Origin of the sequence: Caballeronia sp. LZ001 (assembly GCF_031450875.1) — a bacterium.
Taxonomy (GTDB): domain Bacteria; phylum Pseudomonadota; class Gammaproteobacteria; order Burkholderiales; family Burkholderiaceae; genus Caballeronia.
Genome location: NZ_JARTVX010000005.1, coordinates 644,189 through 662,171, shown reverse-complemented (window position 1 = coordinate 662,171; position 17,983 = coordinate 644,189). Strand labels below are relative to the sequence as shown.

Annotated in this window: 17 protein-coding genes; 8 read left to right on the top strand and 9 right to left on the bottom strand. The window is 61.6% G+C overall.

Features of this window, described 5'->3' with window-relative positions; translation table 11 throughout:
- Positions 1–58: 58 nt before the first annotated feature.
- On the bottom strand, positions 59–400 hold the full coding sequence (locus P9292_RS39515; protein WP_244831463.1) for a hypothetical protein: 342 nt from the start codon (positions 398–400) through the stop codon (positions 59–61).
- A 2-nt stretch (positions 401–402) separates the two neighbouring features.
- Between P9292_RS39515 and P9292_RS39510 the strand changes: the two genes are divergently transcribed.
- Positions 403–837, top strand: coding sequence for a response regulator (locus P9292_RS39510; RefSeq protein ID WP_250528226.1), 435 nt, complete (start codon positions 403–405; stop codon positions 835–837).
- A gap of 12 nt (positions 838–849) precedes the next feature.
- On the opposite strand, the gene P9292_RS39505 is transcribed toward P9292_RS39510, so the two are convergent.
- Together P9292_RS39505 and P9292_RS39500 are read right to left on the bottom strand one after the other, a co-directional pair.
- A complete protein-coding gene (locus P9292_RS39505; protein ID WP_250494802.1) occupies positions 850–1,383 on the bottom strand; it encodes an ureidoglycolate lyase in 534 nt (177 codons plus the stop codon).
- A gap of 14 nt (positions 1,384–1,397) precedes the next feature.
- A complete protein-coding gene (locus P9292_RS39500) occupies positions 1,398–2,360 on the bottom strand; it encodes a LysR family transcriptional regulator (protein WP_244831457.1) in 963 nt (320 codons plus the stop codon).
- Positions 2,361–2,522: 162 nt separating this feature from the next.
- Between P9292_RS39500 and P9292_RS39495 the strand changes: the two genes are divergently transcribed.
- The 3 genes from P9292_RS39495 to P9292_RS39485 all read left to right on the top strand — a co-directional run bounded on the left by P9292_RS39495 (position 2,523) and on the right by P9292_RS39485 (position 5,833).
- Positions 2,523–3,206, top strand: coding sequence for a DUF2848 domain-containing protein (locus P9292_RS39495; RefSeq protein ID WP_250469554.1), 684 nt, complete (start codon positions 2,523–2,525; stop codon positions 3,204–3,206).
- A 5-nt stretch (positions 3,207–3,211) separates the two neighbouring features.
- Complete coding sequence (locus tag P9292_RS39490; protein WP_309965050.1) at positions 3,212–4,561, top strand: amidase; 1,350 nt, start codon at positions 3,212–3,214, stop codon at positions 4,559–4,561.
- A 141-nt stretch (positions 4,562–4,702) separates the two neighbouring features.
- The gene (locus P9292_RS39485) at positions 4,703–5,833 is read left to right on the top strand and encodes a branched-chain amino acid ABC transporter substrate-binding protein (protein ID WP_309965420.1); all 1,131 of its coding nucleotides are present in this window, start codon (positions 4,703–4,705) and stop codon (positions 5,831–5,833) included.
- Positions 5,834–5,861: 28 nt separating this feature from the next.
- Here the strand turns inward: P9292_RS39485 and P9292_RS39480 are convergent, their stop codons facing one another.
- The 3 genes from P9292_RS39480 to P9292_RS39470 all read right to left on the bottom strand — a co-directional run bounded on the left by P9292_RS39480 (position 5,862) and on the right by P9292_RS39470 (position 8,589).
- On the bottom strand, positions 5,862–5,999 hold the full coding sequence (locus tag P9292_RS39480; protein WP_250469552.1) for a hypothetical protein: 138 nt from the start codon (positions 5,997–5,999) through the stop codon (positions 5,862–5,864).
- Positions 6,000–6,120: 121 nt separating this feature from the next.
- Complete coding sequence (locus P9292_RS39475; protein WP_244831453.1) at positions 6,121–7,578, bottom strand: amino acid permease; 1,458 nt, start codon at positions 7,576–7,578, stop codon at positions 6,121–6,123.
- Between the two features lie 216 nt (positions 7,579–7,794).
- On the bottom strand, positions 7,795–8,589 hold the full coding sequence (locus tag P9292_RS39470; RefSeq protein ID WP_244831452.1) for an ABC transporter substrate-binding protein: 795 nt from the start codon (positions 8,587–8,589) through the stop codon (positions 7,795–7,797).
- A 324-nt stretch (positions 8,590–8,913) separates the two neighbouring features.
- Between P9292_RS39470 and P9292_RS39465 the strand changes: the two genes are divergently transcribed.
- A complete protein-coding gene (locus P9292_RS39465) occupies positions 8,914–9,537 on the top strand; it encodes an FMN-dependent NADH-azoreductase (protein WP_250469551.1) in 624 nt (207 codons plus the stop codon).
- 158 nt (positions 9,538–9,695) lie between these two features.
- On the opposite strand, the gene P9292_RS39460 is transcribed toward P9292_RS39465, so the two are convergent.
- Positions 9,696–11,243 (bottom strand): esterase-like activity of phytase family protein, encoded by a 1,548-nt coding sequence (locus P9292_RS39460; RefSeq protein ID WP_309965047.1) that lies wholly within the window; start codon positions 11,241–11,243, stop codon positions 9,696–9,698.
- A gap of 275 nt (positions 11,244–11,518) precedes the next feature.
- Between P9292_RS39460 and P9292_RS39455 the strand changes: the two genes are divergently transcribed.
- Positions 11,519–12,811 carry a sugar efflux transporter gene (locus tag P9292_RS39455; RefSeq protein WP_309965044.1) on the top strand — a complete coding sequence of 431 codons (1,293 nt, stop codon included), beginning with the start codon at positions 11,519–11,521 and terminating at the stop codon, positions 12,809–12,811.
- Between the two features lie 11 nt (positions 12,812–12,822).
- Here the strand turns inward: P9292_RS39455 and P9292_RS39450 are convergent, their stop codons facing one another.
- A complete protein-coding gene (locus P9292_RS39450; protein WP_309965041.1) occupies positions 12,823–13,449 on the bottom strand; it encodes a dihydrofolate reductase family protein in 627 nt (208 codons plus the stop codon).
- 172 nt (positions 13,450–13,621) lie between these two features.
- Here P9292_RS39450 and P9292_RS39445 point away from each other — a divergent pair, with 172 nt between their 5' ends.
- Together P9292_RS39445 and P9292_RS39440 are read left to right on the top strand one after the other, a co-directional pair.
- The gene (locus P9292_RS39445) at positions 13,622–14,068 is read left to right on the top strand and encodes an SRPBCC family protein (RefSeq protein WP_244831447.1); all 447 of its coding nucleotides are present in this window, start codon (positions 13,622–13,624) and stop codon (positions 14,066–14,068) included.
- A 62-nt stretch (positions 14,069–14,130) separates the two neighbouring features.
- On the top strand, positions 14,131–15,960 hold the full coding sequence (locus P9292_RS39440) for an ABC transporter transmembrane domain-containing protein (RefSeq protein WP_309965038.1): 1,830 nt from the start codon (positions 14,131–14,133) through the stop codon (positions 15,958–15,960).
- 232 nt (positions 15,961–16,192) lie between these two features.
- Here the strand turns inward: P9292_RS39440 and dld are convergent, their stop codons facing one another.
- Positions 16,193–17,932: a D-lactate dehydrogenase gene (gene dld / locus P9292_RS39435; RefSeq protein ID WP_309965035.1), complete on the bottom strand. Its 1,740-nt coding sequence runs from the start codon at positions 17,930–17,932 to the stop codon at positions 16,193–16,195.
- Between the last annotated feature and the right edge of the window lie 51 nt (positions 17,933–17,983).

The following is a 17,983-nucleotide window of genomic DNA, read 5'->3' as shown; positions in this document are numbered from 1 at the left end:
GAAAATCTGGCTCCCGCTTTTTTTTGGTTTGGCGTTCCGCCGCCGCGCGTGTTTGCGATCAGCCGCGCGAATAAAGCATCCGCATGCATTCGAGCGCCAGTAAAAACCTCCAGCCGTAAAATCCCGTTTCGAAAAAATCGATTTTACGGGTCAGCGTGTCATGCGGTTTTCTTATGAAGGCGCGCTTTCTCGCCAAGTCTTTAGCTAAATCAAAACATGCACTATTCGCGTGATTTTCGGTTGCGGCGCGCGCCATCGGGAAAGTGGGCTTCGAATAAAGGGAAGAGTTACCCGCGAAATGAAACTTCCGAATCATTCCGCTTAAATCCATAATCGCAAACAAATAGACAATGAGCGAGGCGTTCGTCATTATCGGAGAGATTCTCACGCCGGAGCGCATGCATGATCCGATCGCAGGAAAACGCCATCGCCGGGCGGCTCTCGACCAGGAAGGTGCATACCAGTGCGCAAAAGGCGCGAGTATTGGTTGTCGATGACAATCAACACGGCGCGTGCGCCACAAGTGCGCTTCTCGACGCCGACGGTTTCCACGTAAGAACCGCTTTCAGCGGCGTGGAGGCAATCGAGATATTGCAAGATTGGATGCCGCACGTCATTTTGCTCGATATCAATATGCCCGAATTCGACGGATTCGCGGTTGCGTCCGTGATTCGGAGTATCGGCGCGACTAGCGATCTGGGCATCATCGCAATGACCGGTTACGACGAAGCGGAATTACGCCTGCGCGGATCGCTCGATGCATTCGACGGCTACTTCAGACGCGGAGACAGTGAGCTCAACCTTGTTGCGCTTCTTGAAGACATCGTCGAAGGGTGAGTGCAGCGACTGCTAATCTGCGCGATCAGACAGTTCGTACAGCGGTATATGCGCAATGCTCGATTCAACCAGACTTTTGCCCTGAATCAGATGGGCCGTTAAATCGCGCGTGGTGGACGGGCGTGTCAACATCAGGCACGTCACTTCCGGCTGTTCCACTCTCGTCGCGTGCCACGTGCGCGGATGCATGCACAGTCCGGTGCCCGGCGTAATCTCGAACGCGCGCAGTGTTGCCGGATCGGGCAACCCTTCGGCATTCGATGTAGCAACGATCTGAATAATCGGTCCGGTCAGCGGCACGATAGCCTGCTGCGTCAGAAGATGCGCTTCGAGTCGCGCCACCGTCGCAGGCTGCTTGCGATAAATCACCCAGAGAATCTCCGCAGGCTGATCGTCACCGGGCGCGAAGAGATGCGTGCGCCAGTAGTCGGACGCGGGGCTCAGGTAGGTGGCGGGATCGTCGGAGAGCGCGGGCGTGCCGAGCATCACGCCGTAGGGCGCGCAGGCGAGTGGATCGAGCGGTTCGATATCAAGGACGTTCGGCATAAGTCTCCAAGTGTTCAGGGCGAGGTACGGGCAAAGCCGGCGGCAATATCGTCAGCGGTTTCCGGCACGAGCGCGAAGCGCGGTCCGTGCTTCAAGCTGTAATCGAGCATGATCGCGCGTGCAAGCCGGGCGATGGACTCGGGCAACAGGCTGTCCGCGCTGCGCCGATACGACACGACGAGCGGCAGGCCAGGCACGTGGTGCGCGACACGCAGCGTCTGCAATTGCCCGCTTTCGATTTCGCGCATCACGAAGGCGGCAGGCACGGCTGCAATGCCGAAGCCATCGACGACGAGCCGGCTGATCGCCGCAGCGGACGAAAGACAATTGATCTGCACCTGGTTCTCGCCGGCCGCCGCGAACAGATCGACGAGAAAGGCGTGCGGCTGCGAGTGCCGCGCGAAACTCACGATCTGAAACGCGGCAAGCTCGCTCTCCGAGAGCGTCTCGTCGGACAAGCCCAGCGCCGGGCTCGCGACCCAGCACATGGGCAAGCTGCCAAGCAATGCGTTGCCGACATCGGCGCCGTTGATCGGCGTGCTCAGCAACGCGGCATCCAAATGACCGTGCGCAACTTGAGCCGATAGATTCGCGGATGTGTCGCTCGTCAATTCGAGCGTGAGACGCGGGTACTCTTCGCGCACCCGCTTGAGCAATTCGGGCAGCCATGTATGCACGACCGATTCGATTGCGCCGAGCCGCAACATGCCCGCGATGTTGCGCCGGTCGCCCACGCTCTCGACCATCGCGCGGTTGATCTGCACGATCTGTTCGGCGAAGGCGAGCGCCTTGGTGCCGTCCTGAGTCAGCGTGACCTCACGCGGACCGCGCTCGAAGAGCTTCACGCCGAGTTCGAGTTCGAGCGCTGAAATGCGGCTCGAAATCGCGGCTTGCGTGGCGTGCATGCGCTCGGCGGTCAGCCGGAAGCTACGCAAGCGCGCGAGCCAGACGAAGGTCTCGAGAAAGCGGACGTTCATGGTGGATGCCAGGGCGAGTCGTATCGGACGGCCCAGTGTAGCGCCGCAATAAGCGTCGAACGACAAGAAATTCTCCGCACTTGCCTCAAGTTTTATTTGTTGGACACGGCACGCGCTCGACGCGAACACTGTGGGCGTCGTCATCCTTATCTCGAAGCTCACATGTCAGCCATTTCATTCGTCATCGAAGATGGACCGCGATTCGCGTTCAGTCCCGCACGGCTCATCATCGCCGGCTGGGCGGGGCGCGACAGCGCTGAAGTCGAGCACCATATCGCCGAACTTGCCGCGCTGGGCGTAAAGCGCCCGGCCACGACGCCATGCTTCTACGAAGTCGCGGCGTCGCTGCTGACCGTGGACGAACGGATCGATGTCGTCGGCGGCAATTCTTCGGGCGAGGTGGAGGCCGTGCTCGTGTCGGACGCGAGCCATGGTCTGCTGGTCGGCGTCGGCTCGGACCATACGGACCGCAAGGCAGAAAGCTACGACGTGGCCGTTTCCAAGCAGATGTGCGCAAAGCCGCTCGGCGCGACGCTCTGGCGCTACGACGATGTCGCTGCCCATTGGGACCAGCTGATTGCGCGAAGCTGGCGTATCGATCCGCATGGCGAGCGCGTGCTCTATCAGGAAGGCTCGCTTGCACGATTGCTGCCGCCGGCCATTCTGTTGACCGGGCTCGGGCACACGCGTTCGTTACCTTCCGGCACGGTGCTTTATTGCGGCACGCAAGCACTGCTCGGCGCACTGCTGCCCGCGTGGAGCTTCGAGATCGAACTGCACGATCCGGTCTTGCGGCGCACGCTGGTTCATCGTTATGGCGTGAATGCGCTCGCGCACGTGGAGTGACGGCCATGCCGACCATCAGCACCATTCAGCACGCGTTCGCAACGGGGCAAGCCACGGCGTCGAGTCTCGTCGACGCCTCGTTCGAAGCGATCCAGCGCGATATCCACGTAGACCCGAGCACCTATGTGAGCGTGGATCGCGCGTCGTCGCACGCGGCCGCCATGACGAGCGATGCCTTGCGTCTGCGCGACTACGTACCGTCGTCGCTCGCGGGCGTTCCCGTCTCCATCAAGGACCTGTTCGATGTGAAGGGCGAAGTCACCGCCGCCGGCTCGCGCGTGCTGCAAGGCGCTGAACCGGCCACGCGCGATAGCGTCGCGGTCTCGCGTCTGCGCGATGCGGGCGCGGTCTTCGTCGGCCGGACCAACATGAGCGAGTTCGCGTATTCGGGGCTCGGGCTGAATCCGCATCACGGCACGCCGCGCAATCCGCATGATGCGCGTCGGGTGGCGGGCGGATCGAGTTCGGGCGCGGCGGTCTCCGTTGCACGCTCACACGTGGCGTGGGCGCTCGGCACGGATACGGGCGGCTCCTTGCGCATTCCGGCGGCATTTTGCGGCCTCACGGCGTTCAAGCCGACCGCGCGGCGCGTGCCGCTCGACGGCGTATTGCCGCTCGCAAGCGCGTTCGATTCGGTCGGCGCGATTGCGAACAGCGTCGATTGCTGCGCGGCGGCCGACGCCATTCTGTCCGCCGAGACGCCCGATACCATGGCGCGCCCGCTCGATACGCTGCGCTTGTGCGTGACCTATGCCGATGTCGTCGATGACGCGGACGATGCCGTGCGCGCGGCGTTCGAACGCGCCCTAGATGAATTGCGGACAGCGGGCGCGACTATCGAGTCAATCGACTTTCCGGAGCTGCGCGACGTGCTCGAACATGCGCCTCAACCGGGCATCACGGCATCGCAGGCGTGGGCGTGGCATCGGCATCTCGTGGCTCGGGAGGGGCATCGGTACGACCCGCGCGTGCTCGCGCGCCTGCGTCGGGGAGAGCGTTTTCTGGCGGCGGATTACATCGATCTAATGGCCGCGCGCGAGCGTTTCATTCGCGGCGCACGACGACGGCTGGCGCCCTTCGATGCATGGCTCATGCCGACCGTCGCCATCGTTGCACCGTTTCTGGAAGCGCTCGAACATGACGACGAACACTTCTTCGCGGTCAATGCGAAGACCCTGCGCAATCCAGGCATCGTCAATTTGCTCGATGGCTGCGCGCTCACATTGCCGTGTCATCGCGAGGGCGAATTGCCGGTGGGAATGTCGATTGTCGGTCCCGCATTCGCCGATGCCGCCATTCTCGCAATCGGTCGCGGCGTCGAGGCGCGCTTCAGGCAAATGCGCTCGAACGCTTAACGAATTCTTATCGCGGGCGACAGGAATTACTCGTTGGACAACGTATATCGGCCACCGAATACTGCGTTCACCTTGTTGCTAACCCCTTGTTGCCAACCCGATATCCAAGATCAAAGAGGTCCAACCATGAAACCACGCGCTATGTATCCGTTGTCCGCGACGCTTGCTGTCTGTGCATCGTTCGCTCCGCTTGCCGCGCATGCCGCCGATGCGGTCGTGCTGATCGGTCATGCCGCGCCGTTGACCGGCCAGCTCGCCAACATCGGCAAGGACAGCGAGAATGCGGCGCGCTTGGCTGTCGATGAAATCAACGCGCGGCATCTCGTCATCGGCGGCAAGAACGTAACGCTGCAACTCGATTCGCAAGACGACGCGGCCGACCCGCGCACCGGGACGCAGATCGCGCAGAAGCTGGTCGATGATGGCGTGGTCGCGGTAGTCGGCGACATCAACTCGGGCGTGTCGATTCCGGCATCGCGCATCTATAGCGAAGCGGGCGTCGTGCAGGTCACGCCCGCGTCCACCAATCCAGCTTATACGCAGCAGGGCTACAAGACGGCGTTTCGTCTCGTGGCGACGGATGCCATGCAAGGTCCCGCGCTCGCACGCTTTGCCACCAACACGCTGAAAGCACGGCGCGTGGCCGTGATCGACGACTCGACCGCTTACGGGCAAGGGCTTGCCGAACAATTCTCGAAGGCGGTGTCATCGGGCGGCGGCGCTATCGTGACGCACGAAGCGACCAGCGACAAAGCCACCGATTTTCGCGCGATCCTGACCAAGGTTAAAGGTCTGAAGCCGGACGTCATCATGTACGGCGGATCGGATGCAACGGCTGGTCCGCTCGTCAAGCAGGCGGCCAATCTGGGCATCAACGCGCGCGTATTGGCAGGCGATGGCGCATGCACGGACAAGATGAGTTCGCTTGCGGGCGATGCCATCGTCAATCTGGTTTGCTCCGAAGCGGGCTTGCCGCTTGCACGCATGCCGCGTGGCGCGGAATTCGAAAAGCGCTATGTGGAACGCTTCAAGACGCCGATCAACGCGTATGCGCCGTTCGCGTATGACTCGGTCTATGTGATCGTCGATGCAATGAAACGCGCGAACTCCACCGACCGCGCGAAGATTCTGGCCGCCATGCCCGCAACTCGCTATGACGGCGTGACGGGCAATATCGCCTTCGATCCGCATGGCGATCTGACCACTGCGGCGATCACCGTGTATCAGTTCAAGGACAACAAGAAGATCGTCGCGGACGTCATTCACAACTGACCGTCTGCATCACGCGGCCTTGGAAAAACTAACGTTTCTCCGCGTCCGTCTTCCTGAAAACATCGACGCTATCCGTATGCGAAGCCGCGAACGCCCTGACCAGCATCAAGCCGACGACACCGAGTATGACCGCGACCGAGGACAACTCATATAAAGACACGCTCATGAGAAATGCTCCTGGGATGATTGACATCCCAGTCTAAGCCGGCCCGGTGTCGTCGCAAAACGAGCATATTTCACGTGCATGTGAGAAATATTGAGATACCGCGCGACGCGCCCTCAAGCGTTCATTGCCGTTCCGGGAAGCGCAGTTTCGAATGTTTCCGGCCATACGACACATAGATCACCATGCCGATGACGAGCCAAACCACGAGCCGAACCCACGTGACGAGCGGCAAACCGGACATCAGCAGGAGGCAAAAGAGGATGCCCAGAATCGGGACGATGGGCACGCCCGGAACCCTGAACGGGCGATTGGCGCCGGAATCGCTGCGCCGCAGATAGATCACCGCGCCGCACACGAGAATGAACGCGAACAAGGTGCCGATACTGACCATCTCGCCAAGCACGCTGATGGGCGTGAGCGCCGCGACGATCGCCACGATCGAACCAATGAGAATCTGGCTCAAATGCGGCGTCTTGAGCCGCGGATGCACCCGCGCAAAAAGCCCCGGAAGCAGGCCGTCGGTCGACATCGTGAAGAAGATGCGGCTTTGTCCGTAGAGCAGCACGAGAATCACCGTGGTCAAACCCGTCAGCGCGCCGATCTTGATGAGAATGGAGAACCAGTTCATGCCGATGGCATCCACGCCCTTCGCGATGGGATCGGGCACGTTGAGTTCGCCGTAAGGCACGAGCCCGGTGAGCACGCCCGCAACGAGGATGTAAAGCACCGTGCAGATGACGAGCGATCCGAGAATGCCGATAGGCATGTCGCGCTGCGGTTTCTTCGCTTCTTGCGCGGCAGTGGAGACGGCATCGAAACCGATGAACGCGAAGAACACCACGGCGGAGCCGCGCAAGATGCCGCTCATGCCGAAGTTGCCGAATTCGCCCGTGTTCGGCGGAATGAACGGATGCCAGTTCGCCGGCTTCACGAAGAAGATGCCGAGCGCGATGAAGGCCACCACGACGACCAGCTTGACCGCCACCATGATGTTGTTGAGCCGTGCGGATTCCTTCGTACCGAGCACGAGCAGCGTGGTCAGCACGCCGATGATGAACACCGCCGGCAAATTGATGACGCCCGTCACGGTGCTTCCGTCGGCGAGCTTGATGACGGTGCCGGGTGCGGCCGCGAGCGCAGGCGGAATCGTGACGCCCACGTTATGCAAGAGGCTCACGATATAGCCCGACCAGCCGACCGCCACCGTCGCCGCACCCATCGCATATTCGAGGATCAGATCCCAGCCGATGATCCACGCGAAAATCTCGCCGAGCGTGGCATACGTGTAGGTATAACTACTGCCGCATACAGGCAGCATGGCGGCCAGTTCCGAATAGCACAGACCCACGAACGCGCACGCAATGCCGCCCAAAACGAACGACAGCATGATGCTCGGCCCTGCGAATTGCGCGGCGGCGGTGCCCGTCAGCACGAAGATGCCAGCGCCGATGATCGCGCCGATACCCATTGCCGTAATGCTCGTGGCGCCGAGGGTTTTCGATAGGTGACTGCCTTCCGCGTCCGCGCTTCCCACGATATCGGCGACGGATTTGCGCGCCATGTAACTCGTATCGGCCATGATGAGTCGTCCCGTTCAAATGATGTTGGGCACGGACCGACTCGGCATGCTTCGGCTCGCGGAGGACTACAAACGCGCCTGCTGAGGAGTTGATGGGTTAATCGGTGGATAGGCGATGAATTCAGTGTAGACCGAAAATAATAAAGTCGACCAATGGATTTCCCGCGCCCGCCGCGCGCAAGGCCCGGCGTTCGCGGATTGCCACGAGCGATGGATTTACTTCGGAGAGACGTCGATATCGCCGAGATATTTCCTTGCCAGCGTCTTGACCGTGCCGTTCGCCTGCAGTTTGGCGATAGCCTTGTTCAGGCGCTCCTTCAACGCGCCGTCGTCCTTGCGCACACCGAACGCAATGCCGCTGCCGAGGATCGCGTCGTCGTTCACCGGGCCGCCCGCGAAGGCGTAGCCCGCGCCATCCGGTTTCGACAGGAAGCCGGATTGCCCGGCGGCGGAAAGCACCAGCGTGCCGTCGATACGGCCGGACTTGAGGTCCGTATAGATCTGGTTCTGGTCCTGATAGGTCGTGACGGTCACGCCGTTATTGGCCCACTTCGCCTTTGCGTAAGTCTCTTGAGTGGATCCCTGCAACACGCCGATGTTCTTGCCTTTGAGCGATTCAGGTGTCGGCATGAGGCCGATGCCCGCTTTCGCCACGAGTTGCGTCGGCACCTTGTAGATGATGTTGGTGAAGTCGATGATCTGTCGACGCTTCTCCGTGACGTTCATCGCCGAATTGATGACGTCGAATTTGCGCGCCTGCAACGCGGGGATGATTCCGTCGAACGAACTCTCGGTCCATTCGCATTTCATCTTGAGTTCGGCGCAGACCGCATTGCCGATATCGACGTCGAGACCCTGCAGTTCGCCCGATGCCGACTTGAACTCGAACGGCGCATACTGCGCTTCCAGCCCGTAGTGAACCGTTCCGGCCGCCGATGCGGCGCCGGCACCGAGCGTCGCGGCGAGCAGGACAGCAGCCTTGAAAGAGGCGATCGACGTTACATTCCTCATTGCTTGATCTCTTAAAGGGGTTGAGGTTCGCTTCGCCGGATTTAAGCATAGGAAACGCATGGACAAACCGGCGCGGCAGCACTCGATTTAAGCAGGAAAACAATCTGGAAAAGTATTAATGCGGGTCGGGTTGCGGCTTGCCGGTAGGACGGCCTTCACGCTTACGTTCTGCATTTGCGCTACCCGATCCGGTCGATCGGACGGAAAACGCCCGTCTGAAACGGCATCGTTTTTGCTACGCCGTTGGCTTCTAATCGTTGCCCGTGCGTCCCGACGCGCAAGCCCAGGCGCGCGCCTCGTTCCAACTTACCTTCGCGAGGACTTATGCATCTTCTTCATGTGATTGGTTCGCCCCGTGCCGGGCGTTCCGCTTCGCAGCAAGTGGCCCGGGCGTTCACCGATGCATGGAAGGAGCGCCATCCAGATGGAAGCGTCGATGAACTGAACGTATGGGAAACCGATCTGCCCACGTTCGATGGCCCGATACTCGAAGCAAAATACGCGGGCATCCAGGGCCGTGAGCTCGATACCGCGCAGGCGTCCGCGTGGAGGACCGTGCACGCGCTCGCCGAACGGTTCACGAAGGCCGACGTGATCGTCTTCAGCGTGCCGATGTGGAATTTCGGCATTCCGTATCGCCTGAAGCATCTGATCGATGTCATCTCGCAGAAGGACGTGCTCTTTACTTTCGACGAAAACGGCTTGAACGGCCTGCTCGGCGGAAAGACGGTCGTGACCATCGCCGCGCGCGGTGTTCAGCTTGGAGGGGACTTTCCGCCGGAGGAATACGATTTCCAGTCGGACTATTTGAAGATGTGGTCGCGCATGGTCGGCATTACCGATGTGCGCGTCGTCACCGTCGAGAAGACCTTGGCGGGTCCCGAGCAGGACCATGCATCGCGCAATGAAGCGAGCGAGAAGGCACGGGAGCTTGCCCTGAGCCTGTGAGCGCTAAGACGCGGCGCTCGAATACGCGGCAGAAATGAGCCGAACGGCACGTTTGCGCGACACGAGCGAAAAAGCGTTTCACTTCAACGCGATACGTCTTTCGCGAGCGAGTTATCCACGATCTTGTCCACTGAAACTGTGGACAAGATCGTGCGACTTCAATCAGTCGCCGTGACCGCGGCCATGACCGTCGTGATCGTGACCGTCGTGATCGTGATCGTGATCGTCGTGTTCGTGATCGTGATCTGCTCGTGATCGTGACCGTCGTGATCGTCCCGGCATGCGCGATCGTCGCGGCCACCCGCTCCGGGCAAGCGCTGCGCCACATATCCCGGCAGATCCGCCGAATCCATGGCAAATACGAAGAACCGGTTCGGATTGTCGATCCCGTTCGGGTGATTGGTATCCGTGACCGTTCCCACAAAGTCGTTGTCGTTAGCGATGAAGAGCGTGTGCCTGACCGCGCCCTTCACGCGGATATCCGGCCCGAACGCGAGGCTTTCGAGCTTGGCGGGAATGTCTGTCGGCGCGAAGCCATAGGCCGTCAAGGCCGCGACGACATCGAGGAAGAGCGTCTTGTTCAACGCGTAGGGCGCGAGGCCGCTCGCGCCGCTTGCCTGGCTCACGTCCTGCGCGCCGTTCAAATCGACGTGGTACACACGTTTGAACGCGGCCTTCGAATCGTCGCCGAGACCTTTGCCGTCGCGTTCGTCGAGCAGCAATTCATGCTCGTTCACGGCGACGATGTCGCTGATGGTGGGATAGTTCGGCTTCGCGTCCGTGCCGATGTTGGTCAACGGATATGCAAACTGCGTGGTCTTGCCGGTACGCACGTCGATGCGCAGGATTCGCGTGTACGGGCCGTTCGTGCCGCCGTCCTGAATCAGCGGGCTTTGCATCACGCCGAAGAGCGTATCGCCATCGGGTGAAATGGCGAGACCTTCCATGCCCTTGTTCGCCACGCGGCCCGAGGTGTTCTCGCTGATCTCATCGTTGCCGATGGACGATAGCGTCGTCACGGCGAACGAGGCCGGCACACGATACACGGCGATCCGCTCGCCCGTGCGACGATCGAAACGATAGATATACGGACCGTACTCATCGGAGATGAAGACGCTCGCGCCATCGCGCGCCACGCGAATGCTTTCCGGGTCCAGACGCGCATCGCGCGGATACGTGGACGGCTGCGTCGGCGTGAAGTTGTCCGAGCGCCCGGTGAAATAGTGCGTGTGATTGGTGGCGTTCAGCGCAGGCGCGCCATTGCCGACGCCGGCCGCCGCGCCATCGCCATAGACGAGCGGCTCATGGCTGTGCAGCAAGGTCGTGTCGAGCAGCTTCGGGCTCAGCGAATACGGCAGCTTGCTGCCCTTGCCGCCGGCTTCGAGACGCAACGAGAAGGTCTGGAAGCGATTGATGTAGGACGCCGTATCGTCGATAGCCTTGTTATAGGAGATCGCGTTCGGGCCGCGGTCGGGCACGGCGAGGAAGGTATCGCATCCCGCATACGCGAGTCCCGAGCCGACGCCGCCGAGAAGGTTGCCCGGCGCGCCGTTTTCGAGCGGCGCGGCCGTCGCTTTCGAACGGTCGCCGATGTTGCCGCTCAACTGACCGATCGCGACCAGATCGACGCTCGCCCACGCGGACGTGCAGGCGATGGACATCGCGGATACGGCAAGCGACAAGGCAAAGACACGGGCTCGAACCATGAACGTCTCCTTCGATGGAATGATCTGAATGGCGCGCGTCGTAAATGGAAACCCGTAACGCGCGCGAAAAGAGTGCGGATAGCTGGCGACCGGCGCGCAGCTTGCAACGACACAAAAACCCGCCGCGCATTATTACGATCGAAAGATGACGTTCGTGTGACTGTCGAGCAGGCGAGGCGAATGTTCGCGAAGGGTTCGGGATACGCTTGTCGCGCGAGCGGCGCATAATTCGCGGTGGCCTTTGTGTGTCGCGACACCGTTCGATCAGAGACGAAATGAATACTCGCTTTATCAGTCTTGCACGTATCCCGTTTTTCTTGCCGCTAGCCGGCGCCATTTTGATGCTCGGCGTTGCGCTCTCTTTCACCGCGCCGTACTTGTCGCTGTTCAGCGTCGAGCAGGCCGACATGACGCCGCTGCAACTCGGCGTCTTCATGACGGTCATCGCGGCAAGCGGCGTGGTCGCCAGCGCGTTGGCAGGCAAGTGGTCGGACAAGCATGGGCATCATCGAGAGTTGCTGCTTGGTGCGCTGATCGCATCGGCAATCGGCTTCTTGCTGATGTGCTTCCTGCGCAACTTCGTCTCGCTCGTCGTGGTCGGCATCGCGTTTCTCGGGGCCGGTGGCTCGGCCATGTCGCTGGTGTTCTCGTTCGCGCGCTCGGCATTGCCCGTCGATGACGCAGCGGAGCGCTCGTTCGCGCTCGCCACGCTGCGCACCGTGCTTTCCATGGCCTGGGTATTCGGGCCGTCCGTCGGCGCGCTCGTATTGGCAGGCGCGGGCTTCTACGGACTCTTTTTGTTTGCGGCGGCGTGCTTCGCGGCGTGCGGGGCCATAGTCTGGCGGATGCATGACTCCCCCAAGGGCGACCCGCACAGCGCCCCCGCGCATTACGCGGGCGATCCATCGTCATTGCTCGAAGTCACGACGCCTGAGACCGAGGAAGTGATCGCGCCGCATGAAGGCGCGCCGCACACGCGCGCCGAGATCTGGCGCGCGACCATTGCGCTCACGCTTATCGGACTCGCCGCGAGTGCCACGATGATTGTTCTGCCGCTCTACGTCGTGCATGGCATGCATGGCTCGCGTATCGACGTGTCCGTCATGCTCGGCCTCGGCGCGTTGCTCGAAATCCCGATGATGCTCGTACTCGGCGCGCGTGGCTCGCGCCTTAACAAGCAGCGCTGGCTCGCCTCGTGCGCGGCCGTGCATGTGGTGTACTTCATCGCGGTCGCCGCTTCGCAAAGCGTTCAGTTCCTGATTCCGATGCAGGCGTTCAATGCGTTCGTGGTCTCGGTGACGTCGTGTCTCGGCATGACCTATATTCAGGACCTGATGCCGCGCACGCCAGGCGCCGCGACGGCGCTCTTCTTCAATGCGTCGCGCGTGGGTTCCATTCTCTCGGGCGTGCTGTCCGGCGTGCTCGTGGCCGCGCTTGGTTATCGCGGCACGTTCCTTATTTGCGGATGCCTGACACTCGGCGCGCTTGTGCTGTTCTCCAATCCACCGTTCAAGTTGATCGCATTGCGGACGATTGCGTGGGTGAGAGCGCGGCGGCAAGCGGCCTAGCGTCTGTCGTGTCATTCCGCTTTGTCGAACGATCCCGTGCGGACCTCGCCATCGCGCACATAGCGCGTGACCAGCACGCCGCCTGGCGTGCTCACCGATCGCGCCAGCGTGAACGCGGACGGCAGCGCGTCGTTGGCGAACAAACGCTTGCCGCGTCCCAGCAAGACGGGATAAGTCAGTAGACGAAGCTCGTCCACGAGGCCCGCCGCGAGCAACTGGCGCACCATGTCGCCGCTACCGAACGTCAACAGATCGGCGCCCTCCTGATGCAAGAGCGCGCGGGTTGCATCGGCGAGATTGCCTTCGAGCGCTTGGCTGTTGTGCCAGCCGAGCGATTCCGCGCGATGCGTCGTTACGTGCTTGGGCACTTTGTCGAACAGGTCGGCCATCGCGCGCTTGGGCGAATCGGCCGGAACGTGTGGCCAGTACGACGCGAAGATATCGTAAGTGCAGCGGCCTAGCAGCAAGTCGAACGGCCGTGAGAGCAGATCCTGCAAGTTGTCGCCGATGGCTTTATCGGCAAAAGGCACGATCCAGCCGCCGAAGCGAAACCCGCCGCTGCGATCTTCTTCTGGGCCGCCAGGCGCCTGAATGACGCCATCCATGCTGATGAACGTGGAAACGATGAGCTTGCGCATGATGTCCTCTTGGTAGGCAGACGCGATCGGTCCGTATATAGACGACGAACGATTCGCGGATGAATCGACACGGCGCTCGTTCAGGGGTTATCCCTGATCCCGAAGCTGTCGAATTCAGCGACGATGCATCGTCGTAGCAGTGTGTCCAACTTCTCGAAGCGAGGCGAATTTCATGGCTACCGGAACCGTCAATCTTCACCGCGTCTTGCGCGCGCCGCCCGAACGCATCTACCGCGCATTCCTGGAACCCCATGCCATCGCAAGGTGGCTTCCGCCGTACGGGTTAATTTGTCAGGTCCATCACATGGATGCGCGGGAGGGCGGCACTCACAAGATGTCGTTTCACAACTTCCGCACGGGCCAGAGCCAGTCTTTCGGCGGCGAGTACCTCGAACTGAAACCGTTCGAAAAGATCCGATACTCGGACCGTTTCGACGATGCCAACCTTCCCGGCGAAATGCGCGTCACCGTTTCGTTGCGGCAGGTGTCGTGCGGGACCGAAGTTACCATCGTGCAAGAAGGCATACCCGAGGTCATTCCGGCGGAGTTGTGCTATCTCGGCTGGCAAGAGTCGCTGCTGCAACTGGCGCACTTGGTCGAGCCCGAGATCTCCGGCTGAACTCGCGGAACTGGCGGGGCTGGCACAATCGAGTGGATCTCAGCTCCCGCTCGGGAATTTACATGTCCGACCCTGTCAGGTCTTCGTCGTCTTCATCGTCTGCGCGTTCTTCCTCCGGTGTCGCACAGCTCTTCGCTTTGTCTCCGTTCCTGCGTCCGTATGCCGGACGCTGGGCGCTCGCTTTCCTTGCGCTGGTGACATCGGCGGGCGCGACGCTGGTGTTGCCGGTCGCGTTCAAATACCTCATCGATCGTGGCTTCGCCGAGGGCGACCGGACGCATATCGATCGATATTTTCTGGCGCTCCTGGTCGTCTCGCTCGTGCTGGCGGCCGCGACGGCGCTGCGCTTCTATCTCGTCTCCTCGCTGGGGGAGCGCGTAACGGCCGATTTGCGTCGAGCCGTGTACGACCACATGCTGCGGATGAGCCCGCAGTTCTTCGAAACCACGCAGACCGGCGAAGTGCTGTCGCGACTCACCGCCGACACCACGCTGATTCAAACGGTGGTGGGTACGAGCCTGTCGCTCGGGCTGCGCAATTTCTTCCTTCTGACCGGCGGCGTGGCGATGCTCGCGGTCACGAGCCCGATGCTATCCGCGTACATCATCGCGACGCTCGTCATCGTGGTCGCGCCTGTCGTGATCTTCGGGCGGCGCGTGCGGAAACTCTCGCGCGCGAGCCAGGACAAGATCGCGAACACGAGCGCGCTGGCAGGCGAGGTGCTTAACGCGATGCCGACCGTGCAGTCGTACACGCAAGAGCCTTTCGAGACGAAACGATATGCCGGCGCGGTGGAAGCCGCTTTCGAAACCGCGCTCACGCGCATTCGCGCTCGCGCCTGGTTGACGGCCGTGGTGATCGTGCTGGTGTTCAGCGCAATCGTCTTCGTGCTGTGGCTAGGCGCGCAGGCAGTGCTCGCCGGTCGCATGACGGCGGGCCAGTTGTCCCAGTTCATTCTCTACGCGGTGTTCACGGCGGGCGCCGTGGGCGCGGTCGCCGAGGTATGGGGCGATCTGCAACGCGCCGCCGGCGCCACCGAACGCTTGCTGCAATTGCTCGCCGCACGCTCGCCGGTCGTGGAGGCCGAGAGCACGGTCACGCTGCCCGCGCGAGGCGAGGGCATCCGCTTCGAGAATATCGGGTTTTCGTATCCGTCGCGGCCGGGTATTGCCGCGCTTTCGGGGCTTTCGCTGCGGGTTCGTCCGGGCGAGCATGTCGCGTTGGTCGGGCCATCCGGCGCGGGAAAATCCACGCTGTTTCAACTGCTGCTGCGTTTCTACGATCCTCAGTCAGGCCGCATTCTGATCAACGGCGTGCCGACGCGCGATGTGCCGCTCGTCGAATTGCGCAAGGAGATTGGCGTGGTGCTGCAGGAATCGGTGATCTTTTCTGGCAGCGTGATCGACAACATCCGCTACGGCTCGCCGGACGCCACGCTCGCGCAAGTGCAGCGCGCCGCCGACATGGCCGCCGCGGCCGGGTTTATCGAGGAACTGCCGGAAGGCTACGACACGTTTCTCGGCGAACGCGGCGTGCGATTGTCAGGCGGTCAGCGCCAGCGTATTGCGATTGCCCGCGCGATTCTGAAGAACCCGCCCATCCTGCTGCTCGATGAAGCCACCAGTGCCCTCGATGCCGCCAGCGAACGGCTCGTGCAAAAGGCGCTGGACAACGCGGCGCACAACCGCACGACGCTCGTCATTGCGCATCGGCTTGCGACGGTTCAGCAGGCCGATCGCATCGTCGTGCTGGAACAGGGGCGTATTGTCGCGCAGGGTCGTCATGCGGAGCTGCTCTTGAGTTCGCCGCTTTATGCGCAGTTGGCTGCGTTGCAGTTCGGGGATCAGATGGGGGTTGCCGGGATTGCTCGCGGGCATGAGGCTTCGGCTTGAGCTTCGCATGACAGCCGTCGCTTGCTCAGCACACGCGTTGAGACGACTCCCGCTACAGCGCTGCATCTTGGCGCATGACGGCATCGGCCGGTCGATGTGGCAACCCGGTCGCTCCATCGGCCAAAGCATCGTGGCCAACGAAGCGTCCCGACGGCCGACGAACAAGCAGTGGTCGTTTGGCCGAGCGACGACATCGAAAAGATCATGCCGAACACGCCGGGTGCAATGACGCTTACTGCTCTCTTTGTAGCACCTCGTGATCCGACTCGCATGCGCACTCGTAGGCCGATGATCGTCCCCAGTTGAAGAGCCGCGAGGTCTTGCCGATGCCTGGATTGAAGGCATTGGTCGGGTCCAGTTCTTCGTAGAACCGTGCAAGAGACGCTTTCGCTTCGTACAGGTGACCGACGTTGTGTTCGGCGGGATACTCGGCACCCCGCGCGGCGAGCAGAGCGAGGATGTCGTCCTTGATCCGGTCGCAATCGACACCTTTCTTCACCAGGTATTCCTGGTGCAGAACGTGGCAGAAGAAGTGGCCGCAATACATCGTGAATTCGATGTCTTTCGAAATATGCGCTGGCAACCGTTCGAACCAGTCGGTCGTGTTCCGTGGGAGCGCAACGTCGAGCGCGACGATGTCCTCCACGGTTCGCGAATGGACTGCCCGATAGCGCACCATGGCGCCTCCAATCGCGAAGCGGCTGAGGAAAGCCGCCTTGCCTTCCTCGGGCGTGCATTCGAAATAGCCACCCTGTTGCGACGGAAAACGCGATTCGAGGTAGGTTCGCGCTTCGTGCACACCGTCGTTGCCCATCTTCAGCAACAGATGATGCTCGAACCGGTCGCGATACTCGATGAGCCGGCGCGGCAGATGCTCGGGCAAAAGCCGGCTCGCCGCCTGCAACAGCCGATCGCTGATGCCGTTACCAAGACGCGCTTTCTCGGTGAACCCGTCGAACCTGCTCTTCGCCGCGAATGCATGCGGCACCTTATCCGTGCCGAACGCACGAATGTACATGTACATGTCCTTGCCGTAGCGACGGGCGATATCGAACGCTCCGCGGTGCATGTACTCACCGGCGATCGGTAGACTACGGAAGCCACTTAGTATGTCGCGGCGTATGGTTTCCAGCTCAGCGGCGTCGTTGCTGCCGATATAAAACACCTGGGTTTGTTCGTCCGCCGCAAAGGTGTCGAGCCGCAGAGCGAAAACCGCAAGGTGTCCGGCCGAGCCCGATGCTTCATAGAGCCGGCGCGGGTCGGCATTGAAGCGCGCGGGCGTGGACGCATCGATGTCGCGCACATGGGTGCTGTACTCGTTATCCGAAGCGAGCAGCCCTGCGGCTGCCGGAATATCGTCCGGCAATTCGCCCGCGTCCAGACGGCCGAGTATGACTTCGGCGGAGTCGCCCAGATCGATTCCCAGATGATTGACGAGCTTCAGCTCGCCGTCCGCCGTGACGCGCGCGTGGATCGACAATTGGGTAAATGCGGGTCCTCGGCGAATCAGCGAGCCGCCCGAATTGTTGCAGATGCCGCCCGTTACCGAAGCGCCGATGCAGCTTGAGCCGATCACCGAATGGGGTTCGCGGCCGAGCGGGTGCAGTCGCTTTTCAAGCTGATCGAGCGTCACGCCCGGCTGGCAGATGACCTGCTCGCCGTTTCGAATCACGTCCAGTCGCCGCAATCGCATGGTGTTGAGCACGACGACCGGGCGGTCGTAGCCGCCGTCCGCAGGCGTCGACCCGCCCGTCAACCCGGTGTTCGCCGCCTGACAGATGACGATAGTCCCTGCACGATGACAGGCCTGAAGCGCCCGCCACATTTCGACCAGCGTGCCGGGCTGAATGGCCGCCAACACCTGGCCGCTGCCATAGCGATAACCCTGCCGGAAGCGGCGCGTTTCAGTGGCGCCCGTGAAGACGAACTGGCTGCCGACGATGTCGCCAAGCGACTGAATGAGTTCATGCATGGTTAAAGAGTTTGGACCCTGGGCTGTCATGACGAGTTGGAGAATCGAACG